This window comes from Aureisphaera galaxeae (genome assembly GCF_028561275.1).
GTDB lineage: Bacteria > Bacteroidota > Bacteroidia > Flavobacteriales > Flavobacteriaceae > Aureisphaera > Aureisphaera galaxeae.
The window spans coordinates 815,028-840,042 of record NZ_JAQQTF010000004.1 but is presented as its reverse complement, the minus strand read 5'-3'; the positions used below and the strand labels follow the sequence as shown (position 1 = coordinate 840,042).

General features: G+C 41.4%; 22 protein-coding genes. 8 read left to right on the top strand and 14 right to left on the bottom strand.

The features are described 5' to 3' along the window. Positions 1-143 precede the first annotated feature (143 nt). On the bottom strand, positions 144-809 hold the full coding sequence (gene ung, locus POV27_RS09120; protein WP_272862443.1) for a uracil-DNA glycosylase: 666 nt from the start codon (positions 807-809) through the stop codon (positions 144-146). A 59-nt stretch (positions 810-868) separates the two neighbouring features. Between ung and POV27_RS09115 the strand changes: the two genes are divergently transcribed. The 5 genes from POV27_RS09115 (at position 869) to POV27_RS09095 (ending at position 7,487) form a co-directional block, all read left to right on the top strand. Continuing rightward, positions 869-3,040, top strand: a complete 2,172-nt coding sequence (locus tag POV27_RS09115) for an endonuclease MutS2 (RefSeq protein WP_272862442.1) — start codon at positions 869-871, stop codon at positions 3,038-3,040. Positions 3,041-3,077: 37 nt separating this feature from the next. After that, positions 3,078-4,082: a serine hydrolase domain-containing protein gene (locus POV27_RS09110; RefSeq protein ID WP_272862441.1), complete on the top strand. Its 1,005-nt coding sequence runs from the start codon at positions 3,078-3,080 to the stop codon at positions 4,080-4,082. Between the two features lie 19 nt (positions 4,083-4,101). Continuing rightward, complete coding sequence (locus tag POV27_RS09105) at positions 4,102-4,602, top strand: hypothetical protein (RefSeq protein WP_272862440.1); 501 nt, start codon at positions 4,102-4,104, stop codon at positions 4,600-4,602. Position 4,603: 1 nt separating this feature from the next. Next, positions 4,604-5,785 carry a helix-turn-helix domain-containing protein gene (locus POV27_RS09100; protein WP_272862439.1) on the top strand — a complete coding sequence of 394 codons (1,182 nt, stop codon included), beginning with the start codon at positions 4,604-4,606 and terminating at the stop codon, positions 5,783-5,785. 70 nt (positions 5,786-5,855) lie between these two features. Next, positions 5,856-7,487, top strand: a complete 1,632-nt coding sequence (locus POV27_RS09095; protein WP_272862438.1) for a serine hydrolase domain-containing protein — start codon at positions 5,856-5,858, stop codon at positions 7,485-7,487. Between the two features lie 72 nt (positions 7,488-7,559). Here POV27_RS09095 and POV27_RS09090 read toward each other — a convergent pair whose 3' ends face one another. From POV27_RS09090 to POV27_RS09075, 4 genes are all read right to left on the bottom strand, one after another. Beyond that, entirely contained in the window at positions 7,560-9,110 is a 1,551-nt protein-coding gene (locus POV27_RS09090; RefSeq protein ID WP_272862437.1) for a thiol-activated cytolysin family protein, read from the bottom strand. 258 nt (positions 9,111-9,368) lie between these two features. Continuing rightward, the gene (locus POV27_RS09085) at positions 9,369-9,989 is read right to left on the bottom strand and encodes a hypothetical protein (protein ID WP_272862436.1); all 621 of its coding nucleotides are present in this window, start codon (positions 9,987-9,989) and stop codon (positions 9,369-9,371) included. Between the two features lie 72 nt (positions 9,990-10,061). Beyond that, on the bottom strand, positions 10,062-10,712 hold the full coding sequence (locus POV27_RS09080) for a hypothetical protein (protein ID WP_272862435.1): 651 nt from the start codon (positions 10,710-10,712) through the stop codon (positions 10,062-10,064). Between the two features lie 219 nt (positions 10,713-10,931). Then, on the bottom strand, positions 10,932-11,585 hold the full coding sequence (locus POV27_RS09075; RefSeq protein WP_272862434.1) for a hypothetical protein: 654 nt from the start codon (positions 11,583-11,585) through the stop codon (positions 10,932-10,934). Positions 11,586-11,873: 288 nt separating this feature from the next. Between POV27_RS09075 and POV27_RS09070 the strand changes: the two genes are divergently transcribed. Further along, positions 11,874-12,269: a thiol-disulfide oxidoreductase DCC family protein gene (locus tag POV27_RS09070; protein WP_272862433.1), complete on the top strand. Its 396-nt coding sequence runs from the start codon at positions 11,874-11,876 to the stop codon at positions 12,267-12,269. Positions 12,270-12,278: 9 nt separating this feature from the next. Here the strand turns inward: POV27_RS09070 and POV27_RS09065 are convergent, their stop codons facing one another. The 5 genes from POV27_RS09065 to POV27_RS09045 all read right to left on the bottom strand — a co-directional run bounded on the left by POV27_RS09065 (position 12,279) and on the right by POV27_RS09045 (position 17,119). Beyond that, positions 12,279-13,442: a peptidase MATCAP family protein gene (locus POV27_RS09065; RefSeq protein WP_272862432.1), complete on the bottom strand. Its 1,164-nt coding sequence runs from the start codon at positions 13,440-13,442 to the stop codon at positions 12,279-12,281. 1 nt (position 13,443) lies between these two features. Continuing rightward, a complete protein-coding gene (locus POV27_RS09060; protein WP_272862431.1) occupies positions 13,444-14,274 on the bottom strand; it encodes an N-formylglutamate amidohydrolase in 831 nt (276 codons plus the stop codon). Between the two features lie 14 nt (positions 14,275-14,288). Further along, the gene (gshB, locus tag POV27_RS09055; RefSeq protein WP_272862430.1) at positions 14,289-15,317 is read right to left on the bottom strand and encodes a glutathione synthase; all 1,029 of its coding nucleotides are present in this window, start codon (positions 15,315-15,317) and stop codon (positions 14,289-14,291) included. A 66-nt stretch (positions 15,318-15,383) separates the two neighbouring features. Continuing rightward, on the bottom strand, positions 15,384-16,325 hold the full coding sequence (locus tag POV27_RS09050) for a hypothetical protein (RefSeq protein ID WP_272862429.1): 942 nt from the start codon (positions 16,323-16,325) through the stop codon (positions 15,384-15,386). Positions 16,326-16,330: 5 nt separating this feature from the next. Then, positions 16,331-17,119: a hypothetical protein gene (locus POV27_RS09045; protein WP_272862428.1), complete on the bottom strand. Its 789-nt coding sequence runs from the start codon at positions 17,117-17,119 to the stop codon at positions 16,331-16,333. Between the two features lie 198 nt (positions 17,120-17,317). Between POV27_RS09045 and POV27_RS09040 the strand changes: the two genes are divergently transcribed. Next, on the top strand, positions 17,318-18,130 hold the full coding sequence (locus tag POV27_RS09040; protein WP_272862427.1) for a mechanosensitive ion channel family protein: 813 nt from the start codon (positions 17,318-17,320) through the stop codon (positions 18,128-18,130). Between the two features lie 52 nt (positions 18,131-18,182). On the opposite strand, the gene POV27_RS09035 is transcribed toward POV27_RS09040, so the two are convergent. Both POV27_RS09035 and aroC read right to left on the bottom strand, forming a co-directional pair. Beyond that, positions 18,183-19,508, bottom strand: a complete 1,326-nt coding sequence (locus POV27_RS09035) for a dicarboxylate/amino acid:cation symporter (protein ID WP_272862426.1) — start codon at positions 19,506-19,508, stop codon at positions 18,183-18,185. A 10-nt stretch (positions 19,509-19,518) separates the two neighbouring features. Next, a complete protein-coding gene (gene aroC, locus POV27_RS09030; protein WP_272862425.1) occupies positions 19,519-20,583 on the bottom strand; it encodes a chorismate synthase in 1,065 nt (354 codons plus the stop codon). Positions 20,584-20,755: 172 nt separating this feature from the next. Between aroC and POV27_RS09025 the strand changes: the two genes are divergently transcribed. Next, positions 20,756-21,595 carry a UDP-2,3-diacylglucosamine diphosphatase gene (locus POV27_RS09025; RefSeq protein WP_272862424.1) on the top strand — a complete coding sequence of 280 codons (840 nt, stop codon included), beginning with the start codon at positions 20,756-20,758 and terminating at the stop codon, positions 21,593-21,595. Here the strand turns inward: POV27_RS09025 and POV27_RS09020 are convergent. Both POV27_RS09020 and POV27_RS09015 read right to left on the bottom strand, forming a co-directional pair. Beyond that, positions 21,587-24,493 (bottom strand): FAD-binding and (Fe-S)-binding domain-containing protein, encoded by a 2,907-nt coding sequence (locus POV27_RS09020; RefSeq protein WP_272862423.1) that lies wholly within the window; start codon positions 24,491-24,493, stop codon positions 21,587-21,589. The genes POV27_RS09025 and POV27_RS09020 overlap by 9 nt on opposite strands. Next, positions 24,490-24,963 carry an Lrp/AsnC family transcriptional regulator gene (locus POV27_RS09015; RefSeq protein ID WP_272862422.1) on the bottom strand — a complete coding sequence of 158 codons (474 nt, stop codon included), beginning with the start codon at positions 24,961-24,963 and terminating at the stop codon, positions 24,490-24,492. The genes POV27_RS09020 and POV27_RS09015 overlap by 4 nt, the downstream gene beginning before the upstream one ends. Between the last annotated feature and the right edge of the window lie 52 nt (positions 24,964-25,015).

Genomic DNA, 25,015 nt, shown 5'->3' with positions numbered 1-25,015 from the left:
AAGAAGTATGACAACCTTTCTGATAGTTTTGGGAACCTTACTAGCAATCAACTTCTTGTTATTACAGTTTAGCTGTAACAAAGTAACCGAGCCAGAAGCACCCGCCGAAGAGTAGACTACCCGCAGTCTATTGTATGATATGTTCACCACTCTATAGTGGCATTCCCTATTTGTTTTAGATATTCATTCGTTTTACTGAAGTGTTGGTTTCCGAACCAATATCCCCTATTCGCGCTTAAAGGCGAAGGATGCCCACTGGCAAGCACTGTATGTTTTGCACCATTTACCTTAGCCCCTTTTTTCTTGGCGTAGCCACCCCAGAGCAAGAAGACCAATCCTTCTCTTTCTGAGGACAAACGCTCAATCACTGCATCGGTAAACTTTTCCCATCCTTTATTCTGATGGCTTCCCGCGGTATGCGCTCGAACAGTTAACGTAGCATTCAACAAAAGGACGCCTTGCGAAGCCCATCGCTCAAGGTTACCGCTTTGTGGTACTTCAATCCCCAGATCGTTTTTCAATTCCAAGAAAATATTCTGAAGGGATGGTGGATGTGGGATTCCATCGGCTACCGAAAAGCACAACCCATTGGCCTGTCCCGGACCGTGATAGGGATCCTGCCCTATGATGACTACTTTTACCTTGTCGAAAGGTGTATGGTCGAAAGCAGAAAAGATCTGTTTTCCCGGAGGATAACAGCGATGTGATTTGTATTCTGCCCTTACAAATTGGATAAGGTTCTGAAAATAAGGTTTGTCGAACTCGGACGTCAATTTATCGTGCCAAGTGGGTTCAATGTTTACTGACATTATTCGTACTTTTGCGCACGTAAAATTACAATAAAAACCCTTTGTAGATCATCCCGTTTATGATCAAGATCGATACAAAAACGCTTCAGGATTTAGAATTCCCCACGGCATTGCAGCAGGTCTCCGACCTTTGTATTACCGAATTGGGAAAGGAAGCCGTATTAGGTATTGTTCCGTTTTCAGACGAAGACGAAATCATGGGAGAGTTGCACAGGGTACGTGAGTTTACCGCTTCTTTCGATACCGACAACCCTATTCCCAACCACGGTTTCGAAGCCATTTCGAACGAATTGAAGTTGTTGGGAATTGAAAACAGTACGTTGGAAGTTTCGGGTTTCCGGCGCATTCTTTCCGTATCCGAAACGACTAAGACGCTGCTCAAATTCTTCAAAAAATATGAAGAGTTTTATGTGTATCTCGGTGAGTTTTCAGAAAAGATCACCTTTACGAGCCTTATCTCGGATGCCATTCATAAGGTATTCGACAGGTATGGAGATGTAAAGAATGATGCCACTCCAGAGTTGGCTGCTATTAGAAAGCGATTGAATGTAGTAAAGGGACAGATTAATTCTTCTTTTTCGAAAGCCCTCTCCCACTACGCCCAGAATGATTATTTGGATGAAATCCGTGAATCGGTAGTAGACAATCGAAGGGTGCTGGCGGTACGCGCCATGCATCGCAAAAAGATCAAAGGTGCTGTACTGGGAAGTTCCAAGACTGGGAGTATCGTATACATGGAGCCTCAAGAAACATTGGAATATGCCAATGAGCTAAGTAATCTACAGCATGAGGAACTGGAGGAAGTAAAACGTATCCTAAAGGAACTTACGGAATACGTGCGTCCTTATCAACAATTGTTATCGCAATACCAGGACTATTTAATTACTGTAGATACCTGGCATGCCAAAGCGAAATATGCTATTCAGATAAAGGGATGCCTGCCGATTCTTACCGAAGAGAAAAGGCTGTTTCTTAAGGACGCCTATCATCCCCTACTCCTTTTGGCAAACAAAGCACAAAAGAAAAAAACATTTCCGCAGACTATAGAGTTACACCTTGAAAACAGAATCATTGTTATTTCAGGGCCTAATGCTGGAGGAAAGAGTATTACGTTGAAAACCGCTGGACTGTTGCAACTCATGTTACAAAGCGGTATGCTCATTCCTGTAGATCCGTTAAGTGAATTCTGTTTTTTCGATCGTATCCTTACCGATATTGGTGATAATCAGTCGATAGAAAATCACTTGAGCACCTATAGTTATCGTCTTAAGAAGATGAATCAGTTTCTGAAGAAGTGTAACGCCAAAACCTTGTTCCTAATCGATGAATTTGGAACGGGAAGTGACCCTGAATTGGGTGGTGCCTTGGCCGAAACCTTTTTGGAAGTGTTCTATGAGCGTGAAGCTTTCGGAATCATTACGACACACTATACGAATTTGAAGCTATTGGCTTCCGAACTCCCTCATGCTACCAATGCTAATATGCAGTTTGATAGCAAAAGTTTAGAGCCTGTTTATAAGCTTCAATTGGGAGAGGCAGGAAGTTCCTTTACCTTCGAGGTGGCACAGAAAAATGGAATTCCGTACAGTCTCATCAACAAATCGAAGAAAAAGATTGAACGCGGAAAGGTTCGTTTCGATAAGACTATTGCCAATCTTCAAAAAGAGCGTTCGCAGCTACGAAAAACTTCGGCCTCTTTAAAAACCAAGGAAGAAAAAGCAAGAGAAGAAAGTAAGCAATTGGAAATGACCAACGCACGGGCTCAGGAAAAGCTGGAGCGCTATCAAGAGGTCTTTGATGCCAACCAGCGATTGATTCAGTTAGGAAAGAAATTCGATGCCTTGGCCAATAACTACTTCAACAACAAACAAAAGAAACGTTTGTTAGACGAGCTCATGAAGCTGGTCATGGTGGAGAACAGCAAGCGTAAAAAGGCCACCCCCAAGCCCAAAGCCAAGAAAAAGGAGGAAAAAGCAAAGGAACATGAGCTGCGTCAAGAAGTAGAACAAAAGGTAGCCCAGATCCGTAAAAAGAAGAAGAAAGAAAAAGCCGAGGCCCAAAAAGAACCAGCTCCCAAACCCAAGGTCGCCTTAAAAGTGGGTGATCGCGTTCGGATGATTAATGGGAAGGCCATTGGCACCATTGATACAATTGAAAAAAAGAAAGCCATTGTAAACTATGGCATGTTCACGACCAATGTAAGTTTGGAAGAGCTGGAAAAGGTATCGTAAGGGAATACCTTTGGCAGTAATAAGTTATATTGCAAACTTGAAATCGACCGCATTTTTATTGACTCTTTTTATTGCCCTGGCGTTTGGGTGTCAGAAAAAGCCTGAGATCTGGGATCGCGAAAAACTAAATGAAGCCTTGGCCTATGCCGAAAAAGCCGGCACTTTTTCACTCATCATACAGGTTGATGGAGAGATCATTGCCTCCTATGGAGATATTGATTCCATTAGTAGGGTGCATTCTATTAGGAAAGCGATATTAATGGCCCTTATTTCCCAGCATCTGGATAAGATTGATTTGGAGTCCACATTGTCAGAAATCGGTATTGATGACGATCCCATCCCGCTCACAGAATTGCAAAAGAGTACAAAAATAATTCACCTATTAAAAAGCACTTCGGGTATAAATCATCCGGCAGTTTCGCAAGTTGGAAATGCACAACTACTTAGGGACAGTTTATTGGGCTTAGCCGAAAACGAACCAGGAACGAAATGGGCTTATAATAATTGGGATTATAATGCACTTACCACGGTTTTTGAAAATCTATCGGGACTTTCTGTTGGAGAAGCCTTTGATGATGGAATAGCTAAACCCTTAGGAATAAAAGAATATGAGACCTTCTACAGAAAGGATACGACCCTATCGATGCATGCAAAGGTTGGATTTCGATTGTCTACAAGGGATATGGCGAAATTTGGTCAGTTGTTTTTAGATAATGGCAACTGGGATGGAAAGGAAATAATTCCGAAAAATTGGATTGAAAACATTACTACCAACTATACCTTGAATCCTATACCTAAAAAGGAAAGATTAGCCCAAGGATTTCTTTGGTGGCTGCCAGCCAAAGACTATGCGGGAGGTTTGCCTGAAGGCTCATATGTAACTACAGGGACCGCTGGGCAACGAATTTTTGTGATCCCCGAATGGAATATGGTAGTTGCGCATAAGGTAATGACCGATATTCCCTCGAAAGAAAGAACACCTGTGAGCAGCAAGGAGTTTGAACAAATAATGAAATTGATTAAGGAAAGTAAAAATTACTGATAAAAAGGTTTTTGTTATAATGACTGAACAATCCATCACAAAAAAGATTGGGAAACCAGCTAAAGTCGATTGGCGTAAACCCAAAGCCATTGGTAGTGCGGGGATGTACTTGAAGTCATTTGAAAGTGAGAACCCCGAAGATGAATCCTTGAAATTGAATTCAAAATGCAATTTTGAAAAACGAGCTCGAGGACTTTTATTAAGAGCCAATTATTCTAATAAGTTAACCGCTATTCCCATTGCAGAAGAAGATATTATCTCCATCACCTTAAAACGCGGAAAGGAAAATGTTTCCCCATTCTTTTTATCTCCTATGTGGATCCTGTTAAAGGTTGGTGTTTCCAAATTATACGCTCGCTACTTTAGACTGAGACTCCACGAATATTCAATCGATCAAATGAAACTCCATTTGAAAACGATTAACTACGAAATGGAATTTATCGCCAATGGGTATTTATATGAGCGGCAATTGAGTTTTTTTAATAATTTGAATTACGGAAACAAACTAAAGCGGGAATAACTTGAACGATCTACTATTTTTCGATTATAACCAGAAAAGTGCTACCCTACTCATTTTCTTCTTTCATGCCATTGTCTTTTCGTCCCTGCTTTTTAACAAAGGAATTAACGAGCAAAAGAAACACAGCAAATGGCTGGCTGTATTCATCTTTCTAGGTGCTCTATATATCTGCCCTTTTATGTTGGGGTATGCAGGTTGGTATTCTGTAAAAAGCTATCGGGAATTCATGTTCTTTATGCCCTTTCAGCAGTTATTCTTAATAGGTCCCGTTTTCTTTTTCTACATCAAAACACTATTGAATAGTGACTTCAAACTTAGTCGAAAGGATTATATTCATTTTCTACCTGCCGTGGCTTATATGATATACAGTATAATCGTCTTTGTTGGGGATAAACTTGTTTTGGATGAATTTTACTTCTATGCGGATGGAAGGGATAAAGATTTAGACTTTTGGTACCAAATGGCAGGATTGATATCTATGTTATTCTATTTGTATAAGAGTCTTCAGTACTACCTAAGCTATAGAAAATTATCATTACAGGAAGTAAGCTATGCCGACGAAATTGCCTTTAGATGGATTCAACATTTTACCATTGCCTTTGGTTTGATCTTAGTGCTACGGGTACTCTTCTTTATTTTAAATCCTGAATGGGGAGAGTTTGGTAGTAAATACTGGTATTATTTGTGCTTTTCCATCCTGCTACTGTATATCTCCATTACGGGCTATTCCCATACCATTAGAGTTACTAGGGGACTTAATGTTCATGATCTAGTGGATCTTCAGCCCATTCGGAATGATGTAAAGAAAGACGCCAATAATCAAACCAATGATTCATTGGACTTAAAGGAATGGAAAGGCAAGATCACCCTTCTTTTTGAAGCGGATGATATCCACAAAAATCCCAACCTCACTTTGAGCGATGTGGCGAATCTTTTAAATACTAACCGAAACATCATTTCAAAAGCCATAAATCAGGAGTTTGATATGAACTTCAATGATTTCGTAAATAAAAAACGTGCCGAAGCTGTTATAAAAATGCTACAAGAAGGAGCACATACCAGTAACACCCTACTTGGCATTGCCTTGGATTGTGGTTTCAATTCCAAGACGACCTTCAATAGAGCGTTCAAAAAACATACTACACTTACCCCAAAGCAATACATTTCGAAAAATCGGTTATAGAATTTAGGTTCAAATGGTCATTTGGAGCGATTAGAGCCAATAATCGCGGTTTATTTGATCAAAAAAAATCATGACGATACACAAAGTCCTATTGGCCATTCTCTTATTAGCTACCGCCAAAATGTTTTCGCAATCGATAGGCGAAGTAAAAAAAGAAGCGCTTAGCCAAATTCTTTACCAACATGCAAACGATGATTCCCCAGGTCTTGCGGTGGGTGTCGTAAAAAATAGTGAAATCGCATACGAAAACTATGTTGGCTTTGCGAATCTTGAACATAAAATAAAGGTAGCTAAAGACACCCGTTTCAATATCGCATCTAACGCAAAGCAATTTACAGCCCTCTGTGTATTGAAGCTAGTTGAAGAAGGAAAAATTCGCTTAGAAGACGACATCAGAAAGTACCTGCCAGATTTATACAAGAATATTGAAGATAGCATCACTATTTCAGATCTAATTGCCCATACCAGTGGTATTAGGGATGTGTACGAATTATGGGCGCTCAAGGGAAAAACGTGGTGGCAACTTTTTATAGACAATGGCGATGCCATGGAGCTTCTTACATCCCAGACCGCCTTGAACTTCAAACCGGGGACGGAATATTTGTACAGCAATTCGAATTACATCTTGCTTACCGAAATAATAAAAAAGGTGACAGGAGAAAAATTTAGTGATGTAACAAAGTCAATGTTTCAGGAATTGGGAATGCCCAACAGCGGTTTTCTAACAAATTATATGGCAGTGATTCCAAACAAAGCACAACCCTATGGTAATTGGAATGGTTGGAAGGAATACCCTGCTATAACCGAATTGCATGGAGACGGTGCTTTATATACAACGCTGGCAGATCAACTGAAATGGGAGCAAATCGTACAGCGCAATGATGGATCCTACTATTCGAGCAAGTTAATTGACCAAAGTCAAACCCTAATAGCCAACGCCTATGGGTATGGCCTCATGTTCGATAGTTCCGCAGATTTGGACTACACCTATCACGATGGAAATACAGGTGCCTACAACGCGACATTCTTACGATTCCCTTCCGAAAAGATGTCGGTTGTGGTTATGTCCAATAACGGAAGTGTACCTACAAATTATCTGGCTTGGCAGATTACCAATTTGATTTTGGAGAAAGACGATGCCGTATATCCTGGAACTCCAGATATCATTGAGAAATTAAAACGTATTGAAAATGTGCTGGGGAATTACCAAAACGAAGACGGGACCATTATAAAAATTATGGAAAAAGACGGTTCGCTGTATCGGGAATTATACCAACGAGATCCTGTGAAATTAATACAGGAGAAGGAGGGTTTGTTCCAATATGAAACGTTTCAGGATTTGAAAATGAACTTTACGAACATTGGCGAATCCAAGCAACAATTTACGCTGTACCTTTCATCTCAAAAGCCAAGCACCTACTATAAAATAGGAGATTCGGATTTGAGGAGTTTTGACAAGAATGCACTGAATGGCAGTTTTTACAATGACGAGACCGATACTAAAGTTTCGATAAAATTCATGAACGATACTACCTATTTTGTTACCAAAAATGGCAAGGAAAGAAAAGCGGAACTGATTTTAGAAGACTATCTAAGGATGAATTCTTATGAGATTAAAATCATTCGGGACGCACAGGGAAATGTCGTGGGACTGAATGTTAACAACGGCAGGGTACAAAACGTACTATTCACCAAAACATAAAACAACAGCCAGCACCAAGTTGTTGAATCTACAACTTAGGCACCGGCCGCGTTACAAACAATTTTTAGGGAATTAGTTACAGCTTATCTGTGCGATTTGAGACGGCGCTCCGAAAATATCACCTCCTGTAGATCTGTAACAACGTTCTGAATAGTTGTAACCTATGGTATATTCATCAATGTCGTTCCAGTCGCCGGCACCGTATTGCCATTCGAATTCCACTTCAACATCATGCGCTCCGTTTGGAGGTGTTCGGCTTAAAGTGTCATCCTGATCTACCTCATAAAACGCAGTATAGTAGATAAATTCGGTATCCTGTCCACGGTATTTGATTCTAAAACGAATGTCATGGAAGGAATCATTGGTCACGGTAATTTCATCATGGCTAAATCCGTAGCTTCCACACTGCTCTATTCGATAATCCGTAGTGTATCCCATTTTGGCCAAGGAGTTGTCCTTTAAATAGCGAATGGAATAGGCAATGGGGACCCCTGGATTGTCCCTACTGTATACCGCATTGTCCCCGGTAATAATATAGTTCAACCCACCTGGGCCATCTTCGATATTAGAAGCTTCTACAGCACTCGTCGCTACTTCTGCGTTTCCACCAATGGTGATAATATTAAGAGTCGACTCTCGTAAGACTTGATCGTAGGTGGCGTTTATTTCACCGGTTCCATTGTTCAACCCACTACTGTATTCCAACACAGCATCCAAACTTACGGAAGTATCCATGTTGGTGGTTTCCATGCGCACCATGATAATACGCCCGTAGGATACGGATGCTACATAGGCCGGCGGATTGGACGCCGTCATGATCGCTTCTACCTGACTCAAGGAAGTTCCCGATCCAAATACCGACCCTGGGGATTGTGGGGTATCCATAGTAACGGTGTAGAATACTTGTTTGAACACCATAGAGGCTACACGCCTTTCCGTATTGCTTTCATATTCAAACTGAGAAGCGATGGCTCCGGTAGCCCATTCGGCATTAAGCCCAATATCCAAACTTAATTGGGTAGAAGAATATGAGGTTGCGGCCTGATAGGTAGAATTTGCAGCGTTTACATAACCTTCTTCATAGGAATTATCGTTCCACCACTCTAAAGCTTCATCGATTCCAGCCTGTACTTCTGAGTTTCTGGCGGGATCATCGATGGTGATGTTTCCATTGGTTCCTATACCAGGCAAATCCAATCGTAAGGTGGCAGGAGCACGACTTACTGCAAAAGGATCGGGAGCACCGTCCAATAAGCCTTGATTTCCTACTACAAGGGCGCCGGGATATATAATTCCGTTGGTAGGGCGAAGAATAGCCACGTCGTCGAAATTGGATTCTAGACTGTAATCGGCTACTTGGCATTCTACGACTGTTCCTTGGTTGGGAGAAGAGGTGGTTACATCCTCAGCAGTAAGTGTACGCTCGCTGGACAAGCCGCCCGTGTCTTGCACATTGAGCATGACATCTGGACTATAGGTTAAGCTCAAAATATATTCGGTAATACTGTTGGCTTCGGGATTCTCCCCTCCGCCTCCATCATCTTCAGTACTACAAGAGCTAAAGAAGACAAGACTAAGAACAAGAAGAAAATACCTGTGTAAAAAATGGTGTGTCGTTTTCATAATTTGTTTGTTTGAGATTCAACGCTTCAAAAGTATCTGCGCCTCCCTTTTCTTCCTAAAAATGGGCATGGACAAAGTATGGACAGGGTTCAAAAAAGCATTGAGCCATCGGGTGGCAACCCCAGTAAGTATGGTATATCCGGGATTTACATAAAAAACAAATGCCCTCACCAACCTGAGGGCATTTCATTGTAATGGGTATGGGGTGAATCAGTTGAGGAGAATGGGGATCCCATACCTCAAAACAATGTAGCTTGCCTAGTTATCACCGCGGAATACGATCCAACGTTGAACCAAACCATCGTAAACCAGAATGATTCCGCGCCCAGGTTTCAGAACAATATTCTGATCGAGATAAAATCTGTTTTCAGGATCTGAACCTATAGCATTGGCTTCGCTAAGCATCGTAATTTCATTTATATTGGATAAATTGTATAATTGAATCGCCTTACCATGAGTGCCGTCTTGAATGCCGGATAAGAAAATATCGGTAGTCGGTATACGGTCCAGACGAAAGATATCTATAAAGTCATTGGGTCCGGTAAGTGAAAAATCGGCATTGTCATTATTCACAACAGGCAATACGACTGTATTGAACATTTTGTCCGAGCTTACCGAATAACTTCGCACCCATCGGCTATCTTCCCAATAATAGTAGCCGGGAAAAACATCATTGGCTGTATTGGTATTGTACACCAAAGTACCATTGGCCAACTTAGGTCCCGAAGAAGATGTATTCGTAACCGGTAAGTCGACCGTAGTTTCTGTAAGGGCTACCCTAGGCATTAACATACCTTGATCACTACTTACCACATCTAATATTCCCTCAGGGTCCGTATTGTTAATTCCTACTTGTGCATGGCCACAGAGACTAACCATAAGTAAAAGTTTTAGCGAGTTTAATTTAAAATTCATGGGGCATTGAAATTTTGGAGTTATTTATTGTACCAATCAATTATCACCTCTAAACACAATCCAACGCTGCACTGTACTGTCATAAGCCAATATAGTACCGCGACCCGGTTTTAAAATCACATCCTGATCCAAATAAAAGCGATTTTCCGGGCTGGAAGCGGTACCATTATTTTCGCTGAGTAAGGTAATCTGATAGGTATCGGATAAATTATAAATATGAATGGCCTTTCCATGGGTGCCTCCAAGAATACCAGACAAGAAAATGTTGGTAGAGGCAGTTCGATCTAATCGGAAAACATCGATATAATTATTGGCACCATTCAGTGAGAAATCTACATTATCGTTGTTTAAACCCGTCAACAAAACAGTACTGAATTGCCTTCCTTTGCCATCAAAACGAATCCAGCGATTTGTCTGCCAATAATAATAGCCTGGGAATACGTCATTTACCTTATTTGTATTGTATACCATGGTTCCATTGGCTAAACTGGGCCCAGAGGAACCGCTATTCGTTACTGGAGCTTCTACATTAGTTTGTGTCAAGGCTACCCTGGGCAATAAGGCACCTTCATCCTTACTTACTATATCCAGAATGCCCTCGGGATCGGTAGTATTTATTCCTATTTGGGCATGACCGTAAAAACAAGAAAGCAACAAAGCGATTAGGGGGCGTACAATGAAACTCATGAGTTTGCGCAGGTTAGTTAGATTTGGGGTTCCTAAGATTTGGCAGAGGGAAATTATTGGTAACCTGCTTATTACAAAAGAAATGTATATACTAAAAATCTACTTAAGTATATGATAAGTATGCCCCAGAGAGAGGCAATTATCTTTCAAAAAAACAAAAACAAATGGGTGGCTTTAAAAACCACCCACGACATCATATACTAAACTTTGTTTTGACGACTAGTTGTCGCCTCGGAATACGATCCATCGATTTACGACACCATCGTATACGAGTATGGTACCTCGACCCGGTTTAAGAACCACATCCTGATCGAGAAAGAATCTATTTTCAGCACTAGAAGCTGCCGCATTGAGTTCGCTTAGAATCGTAAGCTGGTAGGTGCTGGAGAGATTATATACCTGAATGGCCTTTCCGTGGGTTCCTCCGTCAATCCCGGATAAGAAAATATCTGAACCCACAGACCGGTCCAATCTAAAAATGTCTATGTAATTATTAGCGCCTGTTAGTGAAAAGTCAACATTGTTGTTATTAAGGGCTGGTAAAGTAATTGTGTGAAATTGTTTTCCCTTACCATCCAATCGGATCCATCTATCCGTTTGCCAATAGTAATAACCCGGAAATACATCGTTCACGGTATTGGTATTATAGACCATGGTGCCATCGGCTAATTTTGGTCCTTTGGCAGAATTGTTTACCACTGGCGCCGCGACCGTTGTATTGGTGAGCGCCACTCGAGGCATTATGACTCCTTGGGTAGTGCTGGATATATCGAGCATTCCTTCCGGGTCTGTAGTGTTCATTCCGATTTGGGCATAGCCTTGCATGCTTATAAAAAGCAAGGCCAAAAACAGGGGGCGTAAAAGTTTTTGCATGGTAGACTGATTGTGAACTTCTTACATGCAATTAATCGTATAAAATTTTTCCTACAAAATAATTCCTACAAAATTCGTTGAAACATAAGATAGTATCGATTAAGTGTAGTTTTATTACGGTATAACATCAATCCCCCCCCATAACACAAACAAGGTCAATTATTTATAAAATTCGTTTGTCGATATTATTTACTTTTGGTCGATTTTGAAGCTGTGTATTTAACTTGATTTATTAGTGAAAATTGAGACTTGGTAATTAACTTTGTAATAATAAACAAAAGAACATCTTTGGATCATAAAATCATCTTATTCGATGGTGTTTGCAACCTCTGCAATTCGTCTGTCACATTTGTGATAAAAAGGGACAAGCAAAACCGTTTTAAGTTTACGGCATTACAGAGCGATATTGGTAAGGAGCTCATTCAATCACATGGTATAGACACCAACAAGGTGGACTCCATTATTTTCATTGAAAATGGAAAGGCTTATACCAAATCGACGGCAGCACTTCGTATATCCAAGTATTTAGGAGGGGCCTATCCCGTGATGATGATTTTCATGATTTTCCCACCATTTTTACGGAATATCGTATACGATTGGATAGCACGTAACCGATACAAATGGTATGGAAAGAAGGAAAGCTGTATGATTCCCACCCCAGAATTGAAATCTAAATTCCTGTAATTAGAAGGGTTACTTTAAATTCTGAAGAATAAACTCCAAAGTAGTATTTGAATTCTCATTCTTATCGAACGCAAGATTCTTGTAGGCAATAGGTTCTGCCAATCCTTCCTTTTGCCATTTCTGAACAACATCCACTTGATCTAAGGACACCTTACCAGCTAGCAGGTTGTCCAAATTTCCTTGGGCTTGATAGTAATCGTAGATTTTTTTTAGCCCCGTAAGGTATAAATGATCCTTGGTGAAGCCACCTCCCCTGTGTGCTCGCAATGTAATATTATAAGCCTCTTCCCTATTCAACTTATATTGGTTGTGCAGTAGATCGAAGGTATCACAGAAGGTAAATCCTTTGCGAAGGCTATCTGTTGCCAACACCCGATACGACAACTCCTTTAAGCGATATAAGGTAAGACAACCGCTCATGTATTCGCTAAATACCGCTAGTCCTTCTTGGGTCTCTACGTTTTTAGGGAATCCATTTTTAAAAATCTTTAAAGGCTGTTCCATACCGTTATAGGTAGTTACTAAGTGTACCCCTATTTCATGATTGGCAAGTACCTTTAATTGATTGGCGCTAAAACGATGATTCTTTTTCAGTAACATGGTCTGCGTATTGTTTTGTACCATGGCTGCGGCTGAAATTTTATTGGAAAATTTCAGTTTGAAAGGAAAATCATATCGCTTGGTAAATTCCTCAAAGTATTGTGAAGCTTCTGTAGCATTGAATACAGGAAACATTTCCTCATTGTAGACCTCGTCCTTGTAATGAAGGATAAAACGGGCATTTTCTACATCTTTTTCCGTTGGTGTTCCAAAGGATTTTAAGGAATTGTAGTAAAACTTAGAACCTTTACCAATGGTCTCTATGCATTCTATCAATCCCGAATAATCGTAGATCACATCCTTGTAAAAAGCTCTGGTTTCCTCGTCCTTAATGCTATCTATATCCTGAGAAAATAGCTCCTGTTGCAATTTATACGCATCAAAATCTATCTTCCGGTAATGAAACGATGGGTTCACGTTATACTTCGAAGAAAAGAAATTGCGCTTCTCCTGCTCAATATTGGTAGGGTTAATATAATTGAGCAATTCGATCTTCTTCACCAATCGATTGAGATTGGTATCGATCTTGAATAAATTAGGGTGTGTGTTTACAATAGTTTCAGGATACGTCATACTACATGTTGTGGACCGCATAAAAAGCATCGGCATGCTCTTTTACTTTTACCCTAAGTTGCTCTTCAATGGCAGCAACTACTTCTGGGTAAATCACTTGTCCTATCTCGTCACAATATATTTTTTTAAACTCAGTTGCCAAAACTAAGGTATTTTTGAAGTTTTTGGTAATAAATTTCAAAAAATACCCATTTCCCTGAAAGGTATCATTAATCTTAGAAGTGGATTCAATACCGTGTGGTAGTTTCAATTGAGAAAGGGAATGACGCCAAGTCTCAATCTCATTTTCGAATCGGGCGTTGTCTACATTGGCAGTTCCCAAATTAATAACAGGCACTTCCCGATCCCATCGTACCCAATTATAGCTGTGCATGTCGTAAACCACGCATGCGCCAAATTTCTCCTCCATCTTTTTTACTAAGGCATGTACAACTTCATAGAAAGCATTGTGTTTGGCCAGGCTATGCGCTTTTTGGGAAGCTGGTAAAGGTTCTTTCCAAAGTTTTTTACCCCAGGCATCTTCGTAGATTGCATTCTCGGGATCGCGATTTAGATCGTATTCGAAGCGGCTATCACAACCGGCAATAACAATAGGATGGGATTTTACAAATTCCTTGGTGCAAGGATCCTCTTCGTACCAACGGTCGTATTCGGTGTGCAAACAGTTATCCCATAACTCCCGTCTAAATTGATGCCCATCATGAACCGCTCCACATAGATAAGGAACATAATCATCTATTTTGAGGGTAAAGGAATAATCGTTGGAAACGGCCTCGAATCGTTCTTCGGCCTCTATCTTCCGAATGATTTCTGAAATGGAAAGTTGCTGCATACAATCACGTTACATTAGGCATCACTTACATGCTTTCTAAGCTTCTGTCTCCTTTCGAAAGCGGCTACGCGTTCTTCAACTTTGTCTTCCACAAAATCGATGATCTTCTCCTGAACACGCGATTTATATACTTTATTGATATAGGTAATTCCTCCTGGGGACATCACATTCACTTCTACCAATTTCCCATTAATCACATCGATTCCCACAAAATAAAGCCCATCTTTCACCAACTTCGGTCCTATTCTCCTACATAACTCCTTCTCCACCTTGGTCAAACTGTGCTTTTCTACACGGCCTCCAGCAGTTACATTAGATCGATGGTCTTCTTCTCCTGGCACTCTACGCATGGCACCAATGGGTTGTCCATTCAACAATAAAATACGAACATCGCCCATCTCTGCACCTTCAATATAATCCTGAAGGATCACATAATTAGAAGTTCCGTCTTTGTTGGTAATATAAAAGTCCAGCAAGGAGTTGATACTCTTCATGGCCCTCTTTTCTATAAGGATAACACCCGATCCCCCAAAACCGTTCAAGGGTTTGAGGATCATTTTTTCTGGGCCTTCCTTAATAATATTTTTTAGGTACTCCTTGTTCTTGGTTACGTGCGTGCGCGGAATGATCTCATTATTCTCATCTTCGAACACAGCGGTATACAATTTATTGTTCGCCCTTCGTATGCCATCTAGGTCATTCATAATAAAGACATCATCCTTTACACTATCCAAGAAATTAAGCATAATCATATCCAATGGCGGATTGCTTCTTAATACAATGGCATCGAATCCTGCCAGAGGAAGCATTTCATCATAGAACTCTGCTTTGCTATGAAAAGATTTTAGATTACTAGATACTTTATCAGCACGTCTTAAACAACGGCTAAAGGCGTAGGCAACACTATCCCGAATGGTGAGGTTGGCTGGTGTGGTTATGGCAAGTCCGTGGCCCCGTTTTGCAAGTTCTTGAATCAACGCTAAGGTGGAGTCATTTTCGGGATCCATTTCATCCCACGGATACATAATAAAACAGACATTCATAGATTGGTACTTTAGAGAAATAAATATAGCAAATAAGATAAAAAAGTATATGCTTTTTTTATTTTTCTATTGGCACCGTACAATTAGGTCGTCTATGTATATGGATTCGTTGTTGGCCCAGTTCTGAAGGCGTAACCGAATAATTAAATTAGAAGCCGATAAACCAGTCAAATCAGCCGTTAAATTAACGAGACTACCATCGCTCGCAAAGGTTTCGTCGAAAACAATAGTGTGGTTTACCGTCCCCAAAGAATTGAAATTTGATACTTCTACATAGGCTCCGCCATCGATGGAATACTCCAAATCAAAGTAATCGGAGTTCGTTTCACCGCAATTAAAGTCGTCTGTATGGTCTAAAACGTCGTATTCGAAGTCACCCGTTCCCCGAACATTTACGGAAATCTGAATGCTCGAATATCCCGAAATATTAATGGATTGGGTTTCCAGTCTGAAAGTGCCGTTTAAATCCCGAAATCGGAGCTCTCCAGATTCTACCAAAGCATAATCATTGGCATCTGCCAGCGTTCCAGGTAGGGCGGGCGTGGTCGACCCGAATGCCGAAAAGCTGGTAAGGGTCCATTGGGTAACTCCCGAAGGATAGTCACCATTGGAAGAGCTGGCGCCGGTAACACCCGTACCATCTACATAGGAATCGAAATCTTCTTCAAATAAAATATCGCTACAACTGGAGGTAGAAAAACAATTGATACTTCTCCATGTATGGGCCACGCCGTCATAGATATCCCAGCAATGTTTTCCAGTACCAGGATCACTTACAAATACCATCATCCCATCATCCGTTGCATCGGTAGTAGATACGGGAATCAATAGTTGCTCTGCCTCAGTAACCACGGGCATTAAGAATCCGCCAATTCCTATACTATTACTTTGAGATGCTTCCACATGAAGAGCTGCTGCATCACTAGGCGTGGTAGTACCCACGGCTACTTGTGACAAGGCAATTGAAGTTCCTAAGAACATCATTCCATAAAACAATACCTTTCTCATAGGAATTAATTTATGGTTTGACCTGAATTGATATCACCTCTGGAATGCGTACTGGGCCCAGACCAAGTGAAGTCGGAATACTGATTTCCGGTTCCGGTGAGTTGCAAGGACTCCCCTACGGGTGAACTCCCTCCTTCGGCCACACCTATATCGGTAGAAGTCATTCCATTGGCGGCTCCAGAGGTAGCAGTAAAATTGCCTTCATAGCTCAAGAACTGAATGACGGTTCCTGCATCATCAACCAATGCAAGTCCATCGGGAGATCCGTTTTGCAAACCAGAACGCAAAAAATTCACAGCACCATATCCTGTGCCTTCGTCATCTATGGTTCCTGAAAGGTTAATGGTGTCGTACACAGATCCATCGCCTCCATTGTACAGCAATACACTCCAGTTGGTAAGATCGGTACCTGCCGCTCCAGCAATTTCCACACCTTCGTTGGTGTCCGAACCGTTATTGTCGTAATGAATTTCATTGATCCAAGGGTCGGCTGCAACTATAGGCATGCAAAAGACATCCTCCCATTGGCCATCTACTCCATTATAGATCTGAACACAACGGGTAGATCCTTCCTGAAGGAACACCAACAAACCATCATCGGCTGCAGTCACGGGAATGGCATCCCGCTCTGTTTGCGATACTCTGGGAGGCATAAAACCTCCATAATTTACGTTGTCATCTGTGGCCGAAACTTCTAGAACCGAAGCGTTACTGGGCGTTGTGGTATTTACTCCTACCTGGGCAAGTAGGGTTTGGGCACAAAGCCCAATCAACAGTGCATAAAATCCTCTCATTATTTCAGTAGTCTGGGGACTGCAAAAATACGAAATATGCTGGCTATCAATGCATGACAATAGTTAAAATTCCTATTGAATTACTAGGATAAAAATCCTTTTCGACAAGCTGTAAAATTTCATCTTTAAAAAACATAACTTTCTGTTTCATAGGGCCTTCTTTTTGCTAATTTTGGGTGACTCATAAAAACACACTGTATGGACCTAGAAAAATGGATTGACAAAATTGTAGAATACGGTTCCGAATATGGACTTAAAGTCATCGGAGCTATTGCCATATGGATCATCGGATCCTGGATTATTAAAAAGATCATGAAGGGTATTGGCTTTGCCATGAACAGGCGTCATTATGACGAAAGCCTTCAAAAATTCTTGAAAAACCTTATAAGCTGGTTGCTAAAAGTTTTGCTCGTCATTGCCATCTTGGGCAATTTAGGGGTAGAAACCACTTCCTTTGCCGCCATTTTGGCCGCTGCTGGTTTGGCTATAGGTATGGCCTTGCAAGGTTCACTGGCAAATTTTGCGGGAGGTGTGCTCATAATGATTTTTAAACCTATAAAAATCGGGGATCTTATCGAAGCTCAAGGAGAGTTGGGCCATGTAAAAGAAATAGAAATTTTTACTACCAAATTGGTAACCCCACAGAACAAATTAGTTATCATTCCCAACGGAGCGCTTTCCAACGGAAACATCACTAATTACAGTGCAGAGGGTGTACTAAAAGTATTCCATACCATTGGGGTGTCCTATGACGCCGATATCAAACAAACCAAGGAAGTGCTTATGAACGTGCTTACCTCTCAGGAAAAAGTTCTGAGCGATCCTGCTCCGATGGTCGAAGTTTCTGCATTGGGTGAAAGCTCTGTAGACTTCGCGGTACGTCCCGCTTGTAAAGTAGAAGATTACTGGGATGTTTATTTTGACACACTGGAAAAAGCGAAGATTGCATTGGATGCAGCTGGAATCGAAATTCCATACCCGCACAGCGTGGAAATTCAAAGAGAAGGATAATACCTTTGCTATACCTCACAAAAAAACCGCTCTTTAAGAGCGGTTTTCTTTTTTATTTTACTTCTTCGTAATGGTCGTCCCATTCTTTTACATTAGGCTCTCCCAATTTCCCTACGGACTTTGCCACCAGCATAGAAACTGTAGCATCTCCTGTAACATTGATTACCGTACGGCACATATCCAACGGACGATCTACTGCGAAAATAAGTGCTAACCCTATGGCCAATTTATCAGCTGGGAAACCAATAGATTCCAATACAATTACAAGCATTACCATTCCCGCTCCTGGAACTGCTGCCGAACCAATGGAAGCCAATAAGGCGGTAAGGACAATAGTTAACTGATCTGCAAACGAAAGATCGAAACCGAGTGCCTGCGAAATGAAAACGGCGGCTACTCCTTGGTATAAACTCGTTCCATCCATATTAATAGTTGCACCCACGGGAAGTACAAAACTGGATACCTCTTTATCTACCCCAATATGTTCCTCTACCCTTTCCATGGTTACAGGTAAGGTTGCCGCACTGGAACTCGTAGAAAATGCCAATAACTGGGCAGGGCTAATTTGTTTAAGGAACCAGAACGGGTTCTTTCTCACATAGGTTCCTACAACAATTAAGTAGAAAACCACCATTAGAATAAGACCTCCTACTACGACACCAGAATATTTCAATAGGGCTATGAGTAGATCGGGATCTTCGGAAGAAACCACAACACTTGCTAAAAGTGCGAAAACGGCATATGGCGCAGACAACATGATAAGATCTACCATTTTAAGGACCACCTCATTCAGGGAATCGAATATGTCCTTCATTGGTTTTGCTTTCTTCTCTCCAATGAGCAACATGGAGATTGCGAACAATATGGTGAAGAAAATCACCTGAAGCATTAAGCCATTATTAGATAGTGCATGAAAAGCATTATCTGGCACCATGTCCACTAAAAACTGAAGTGGGCCACTGCTCTTTTGCCTACCTGCCTCTGCAATCTTACCCTGCACGCCACTTTCATTAGCGTAGGTTTCCGTAAGCTTTGCGATTGTTTCTTCAGAAACACCATCACCGGGCTGTAACACATTCACTAACAACAATCCAATGGTAATTGCGATCACAGTAGTACCAATGTAGGTAACCATGGTCCTTAGACCGATATTCCGAAACTTGGAGATGTCCTTTAGATCGGAAATACCTTTGATCAAAGATGCCAAGATAAGCGGGATAGCAATAAGTTTCAGCAACTTCACAAAAATGGTCCCCAAGGGTTTGATCCAATCGTCTACGAATCCTGCTCCTCCATCAACGCCTGTCATGATTAGCCCGAAAACAATCCCTAAAACCATTCCGATAAGGATTTTCCAATGCAGTGCTAGTTTCTTCATATCTATAGATTTATACTTTTGAAATTCTATTTAACAACCAAAAATCGGCCAATACCAAAGCAGCCATGGCTTCTACAATAGGCACGGCTCTCGGGACCACACAGGGATCATGCCTGCCTTTCCCTTGCATTTCAACCACATTTCCATCCTTGTCGATGGTTTCCTGCGATTGCATGATCGTTGCTACGGGCTTAAAGGCCACGTTAAAGTAAATATCTTCTCCGTTGCTAATACCTCCCTGTACACCACCGCTATAATTGGTCTGAGTACTTCCGTCTTCATTAAAGATATCATTGTGCTCACTTCCCTTTAGTCGAGTGCCAGCGAAACCACTTCCATATTCAAATCCTTTTACCGCATTGATAGAAAGCATTGCCTTCCCCAACTCGGCATGAAGTTTATCGAATACGGGCTCTCCCAACCCTACAGGAACATTTTGGATAACACAGGTGATCTGACCACCCACAGTATCTCCTTGCTTACGGATGTCTTTTATATAAGCTTCCATTTTGGAAGCCATTTCGGTATCTGCAGTGCGTACCGGATTGTTTTCTATTTGGGAAAAATCCAATTCAGAATAAGGAGTATCCAGCATGAGTTCTCCCACTCCGGATACGTAGGCGGTTATCTTGATATCGCTTAGTAATTGCTTGGCAATGGCACCTGCCGCTACCCTGCTGGCCGTTTCACGGGCAGAGGATCTTCCTCCTCCACGGTAATCCCGAATACCATATTTCTGGTCATAGGTATAATCGGCATGAGAAGGCCGGTAGGTGTCTTTTATGTGCGAATAGTCCTTGGATTTCTGGTTCGTATTTTCAATTACAAATCCTATGGGAGTTCCTGTGGTTTTGCCTTCAAAAATACCTGAGAGAAATTTTACCGAATCGGGTTCCTTACGTTGGGTAACTATGGCCGATTGTCCAGGTTTGCGACGTTGCATATCTCTTTCAATGGCATCGAAATCGAGTGTAAGTCCCGCCGGACAGCCGTCTATAATACCTCCTAAGGCTTCCCCGTGGGATTCACCAAAAGTGGTCAATTTAAATAAGGTTCCGAAGGAGTTACCCGCCATAGTATGCTTTTCAACAAATGTAAATGTATCTAGTCAATAAAAAAATAGGCCGGCCATAATATTTAGAAAACATACCTATTGCGGCGTATAACATTTTCATGAAAAACGCATAACATTCTGGTAAACTGCATACTTGGCTTTTTTGAGTTCTTTGTAGCAAGATATTTTGGGTTTGAAGAGAAAGTTAGAAATCGTAGTCCTATCCGACATCCATTTGGGAACCTACGGCTGCCATGCCCGTGAGGTTTTACAATATTTAAACTCCGTTAAACCACAGAAGCTTATCCTGAATGGAGATATCTTCGACATCTGGCAGTTTCGCAAGCGTTACTTCCCCAAATCCCATTTATTGGTGATTAAAAAAATCTTTGCTTTGGCCGCCAAAGGCACTAAGGTATACTACATTACCGGCAATCACGATGAAAAGCTCCGTAGGTTTAGTGAAACCAAAATGGGAAATATCTACATCCTAGACAAATTAGTACTGAACCTTGATGGAAAGCGCGCTTGGTTCTTTCATGGCGATGTATTCGACGCTTCCATTCAGCACACCAAATGGATTGCCAAATTGGGAGGTTGGGGCTATGACCTTTTAATTCTTTTGAATCGCGCTATCAATGTTGTTTTGATAAAAATGGGCAAGGAAAAATACTCCTTATCTAAAAAAATAAAGAACAGTGTAAAGGGAGCCATTAAGTTCATTAGCGATTTCGAAAACACTGCTACCGAACTGGCTATTGAGAATAAATTCGACTACGTGGTTTGCGGTCACATTCATCAGCCTACCATTCGGGAGGTAAAAACCGACAAAGGAAGCTGCATCTATTTAAACAGTGGGGATTGGATCGAGAATCTAACGGCTTTAGAATACAATAACGAAGCTTGGAAGCTGTACCAGCATGGAAATCGACGTCCCGTTATGAGCCCCATTAAAAATACCTTGCGCGACGAAGATTCTTTCCCAGAGATGCTTTCGGCGTTCTCTGCCTTAAGCGAAATCGCCTCAAAGTAAGGCATTACGCAATACGGTAACTGGATGCAATGCCTGCCGGTTGGCTCCATCTTTTATTTGATGCCTACAACTGGTGCCATTAGCAACGATTACAGTTTCTTTTGAAGCCTTTCGCACCGCTGGAAACAGGCGCAACTCCCCTATTTTCATGCTGATGTCATAATGTTCCTTTTCATATCCGAAGCTACCCGCCATACCACAACAACCCGCTGTAATGATCTTAGGACTGTAATTTTTTGGAATATTGAGTATATCGAAAGTTACCTTCTGATTGCTCAACGCTTTCTGATGGCAATGGATATGCAGTTTTAAGTCCAATTCCTGATCCGTAAACTGCTCCTCAGCAATCCTTCCCTTTTCGAACTCCTGCGCCAGGAATTCTTCGATAAGGAACGTATTGGACGCTATATTGTTAGCAGATTCCTTATCATCTGCTATCCGAAGGAACTCGTCCCTAAAGCCCAAAATGGCCGAAGGTTCTATTCCGATTAATGGATGCTCCGTCGAAATCTTCCCTTTTAAAGCCGAAATAGCCTTATTAACGGCCTCTTTAGCCTCGTCTAAATACCCTTTACTGAATAAGGCCCTAGCACTATCCAAATCGTGAATGGGTTCTACCTGATAGCCCAAACCCATCAAAAGCTCATAGGCATCTATAGCCACCTCGGTATCCAAATAGTTACAAAACTCATCTACAAAAAGATAAATTATATTTTCATTAACTGTTTGATTTTGTTTTGATTGAATATACTTACTGAAGGTATTAGTTGAAATATTTGGGATCGTTCGATTTGAAGCGACTCCCATATAATTTTTGATAGCTCCTGAAACAATCGGCGCCTTGAACAAAGCGTTGGCCACCCTTGGAAACTTTGCCGCTATTTTATTGTAATGTGTGCTCTTTCCGAAGAATCCATCGGAACGCTTCCTTCCATTGGTTTTGGCATACTGATATTGAAATTCGGATTTGGCCACAGCGATATCCACATTACTGGGACACTCACTCGCACAGGATTTACAGCTTATGCATAGATCGAATACCTCCTTAAGCCCTGAATCATCGAATCTGTTAGCTTTACTGGAATCATTCAACACCTCCCTCAGTCTATTGGCTCGGGCGCGTGTGGTATCCTTTTCATCTTTGGTGGCATGGTAACTAGGGCACATGGCTCCATTAGATTTTTCTGTCTTTCTACAATCACCACTACCATTACATTTCTCGGCCAGGCGCACAATTCCCTCCGAATCGGAAAAGTCCATAAGAGTAGACACCTTGGGAGTTTCTTTATCCACAGCCGTTCGCAGTGAAGCATCCATAGGCCATGCATCGGTAATTTTACCGGGATTAAAGATATTTTCTGGATCGAAGGTTTTCTTTATTTTCTTCAGTAATTCAAAATTCTTGGAACCGATCTGCATTTCCAGAAATTCCGCACGCACAATACCATCACCATGTTCTCCCGAGAAAGAACCCCTAAATTTTTTGGTCAGTTTGGCCACATCTGTGGTTATTTTTCGGAAGTAATCTACCCCTTCAATGGTTTTCAGATTCAAAATGGGGCGTAAATGCAACTCCCCTGCACCTGCGTGGGCATAATACACGGCTACTTGTCCATGATCTTTCATGATCTGGGTGAATTCCGAAATGAAGTTCGGTAAATCTTCTAAAGCTACTGCCGTATCTTCAATGCAAGCCACCGCTTTTTTATCACCCACCATATTTCCTAACAATCCTAATCCCGCTTTCCGCAGTTCCATGGCCATATCAATCTCCTGCCTCATTAACACAGGCGCGACGTAGCCATTTCCAGACTGTTTCAAGGACACCAGTAACTCTTTGGTTTTCCGCTCAAGTTCTTCTTCGGTATATGCTCTTACTTCCAGCATCAACAGTGCTTTGGGATCGCCTGAAACAAAAAAGCGATAGGGGTCGTATTTCTTATTGTTTTCGGTACACTTCAGTATCACATCATCCATCATCTCGCAGGTGTAAAGCGAATGTTCCATGGCCACCTGCACGTCATTTAAACAATGCTCCAGGGTTTCATACTGGGGAACCACCATAGCAGAGAGCGGTGGTGGCAGATCGTCCAGTTGCAAGGTGATCTCGGTGGTGAAAGCCAATGTACCCTCACTACCAGAAAGTAATGCACAGAGATTAACTTCTTTTTCGGCGCCTCCAAACAATTCCGATTTCAATAAGGCATCAACAGCATATCCTGTGTTACGACGGTGAATTTCTGGCTTTGGAAACTCTTTTTGAATTTCTTCCTGTATTGTTTCTTGACTTAGTTGATCGAGAAGAACCTCATAGATTGAACCTTCCAATGAATCCTTCTTTGCCTTAGAAACAAAGGTTTCCGAAGGGATCGAAGAAAATTCAACCGCTGCTCCATTCGATAGCAAAACTTTCATGGACACAATCTTATCCCGGGTCACACCATACTTTATAGAGGTAGTTCCACTACTATTGTTACCAACCATCCCTCCTATCATACAGCGATTGCTGGTAGAAGTATTAGGCCCAAAGAAAAGGCCATAAGGTTGCAAATAAGTGTTCAGTTCATCCCGAATTACCCCAGGCTGTACCGTAACGGTTTTTTGATCCTTATCAACCTTAACGATTTGTGTAAAGTATTTGGAAACATCTACAATAATCCCTTCCCCTACACATTGTCCTGCCAAGGAAGTTCCGGCCGTTCTCGGAACCAAAGAGGTCTTGTGCTCATTTGCGAAGGCTATGAGTTGCTGTAAGGCTTGGGTTTTCTTAGGGAATGCCACGGCCAATGGGAGTTTTCTGTATACGGAGGCATCTGTGGCATAAAGGGTTTTATGGAGATCGTCGAAATGAAAATCGCCTTCAAAAGTAGCCTGAAAACGCTGTAAGTGTTTAATCAAAATGCGGGTTTTTCGAATATGACAGGGACGGAACGGTTAAAATTCGTCGTAAAGCAAATAAAGGATTCGGTCCCTTCTACTCCTTGTATTTCATGAATCTGTTCGTATAAAATAGCACGTAACGCATCGTTGTCCTTGGCATGAATCAATACAAAAATCGCATATTTTCCCGATACATAATTACATTCTTTTACTTCGGGTATTTTTTCGAGCTCCACAATCACTTCATCTGCAAAGCGGGCTTGCTTTAAACGGATCCCCACATAAGACTTGGTACTGTACCCCAATTTCTTTTCATCTAACACCAAGTCGGAACGAAGAATAAGCCCATTATCCTTCATTTTCTTGATCCTTTGATGCACTAAGGAGTTAGAAATCTGAAGTTCTTCGGCAATTTTGGAATAAGCCTTACGCGCATCCTTTTTCAAGGCCGTAAGAATTTTGTAGTCCACATAATCAATCTGACTCATAACACATTCATTTAGTATTGAAAAAAGTCAAAATGTTTTTAAAATCAGTTCT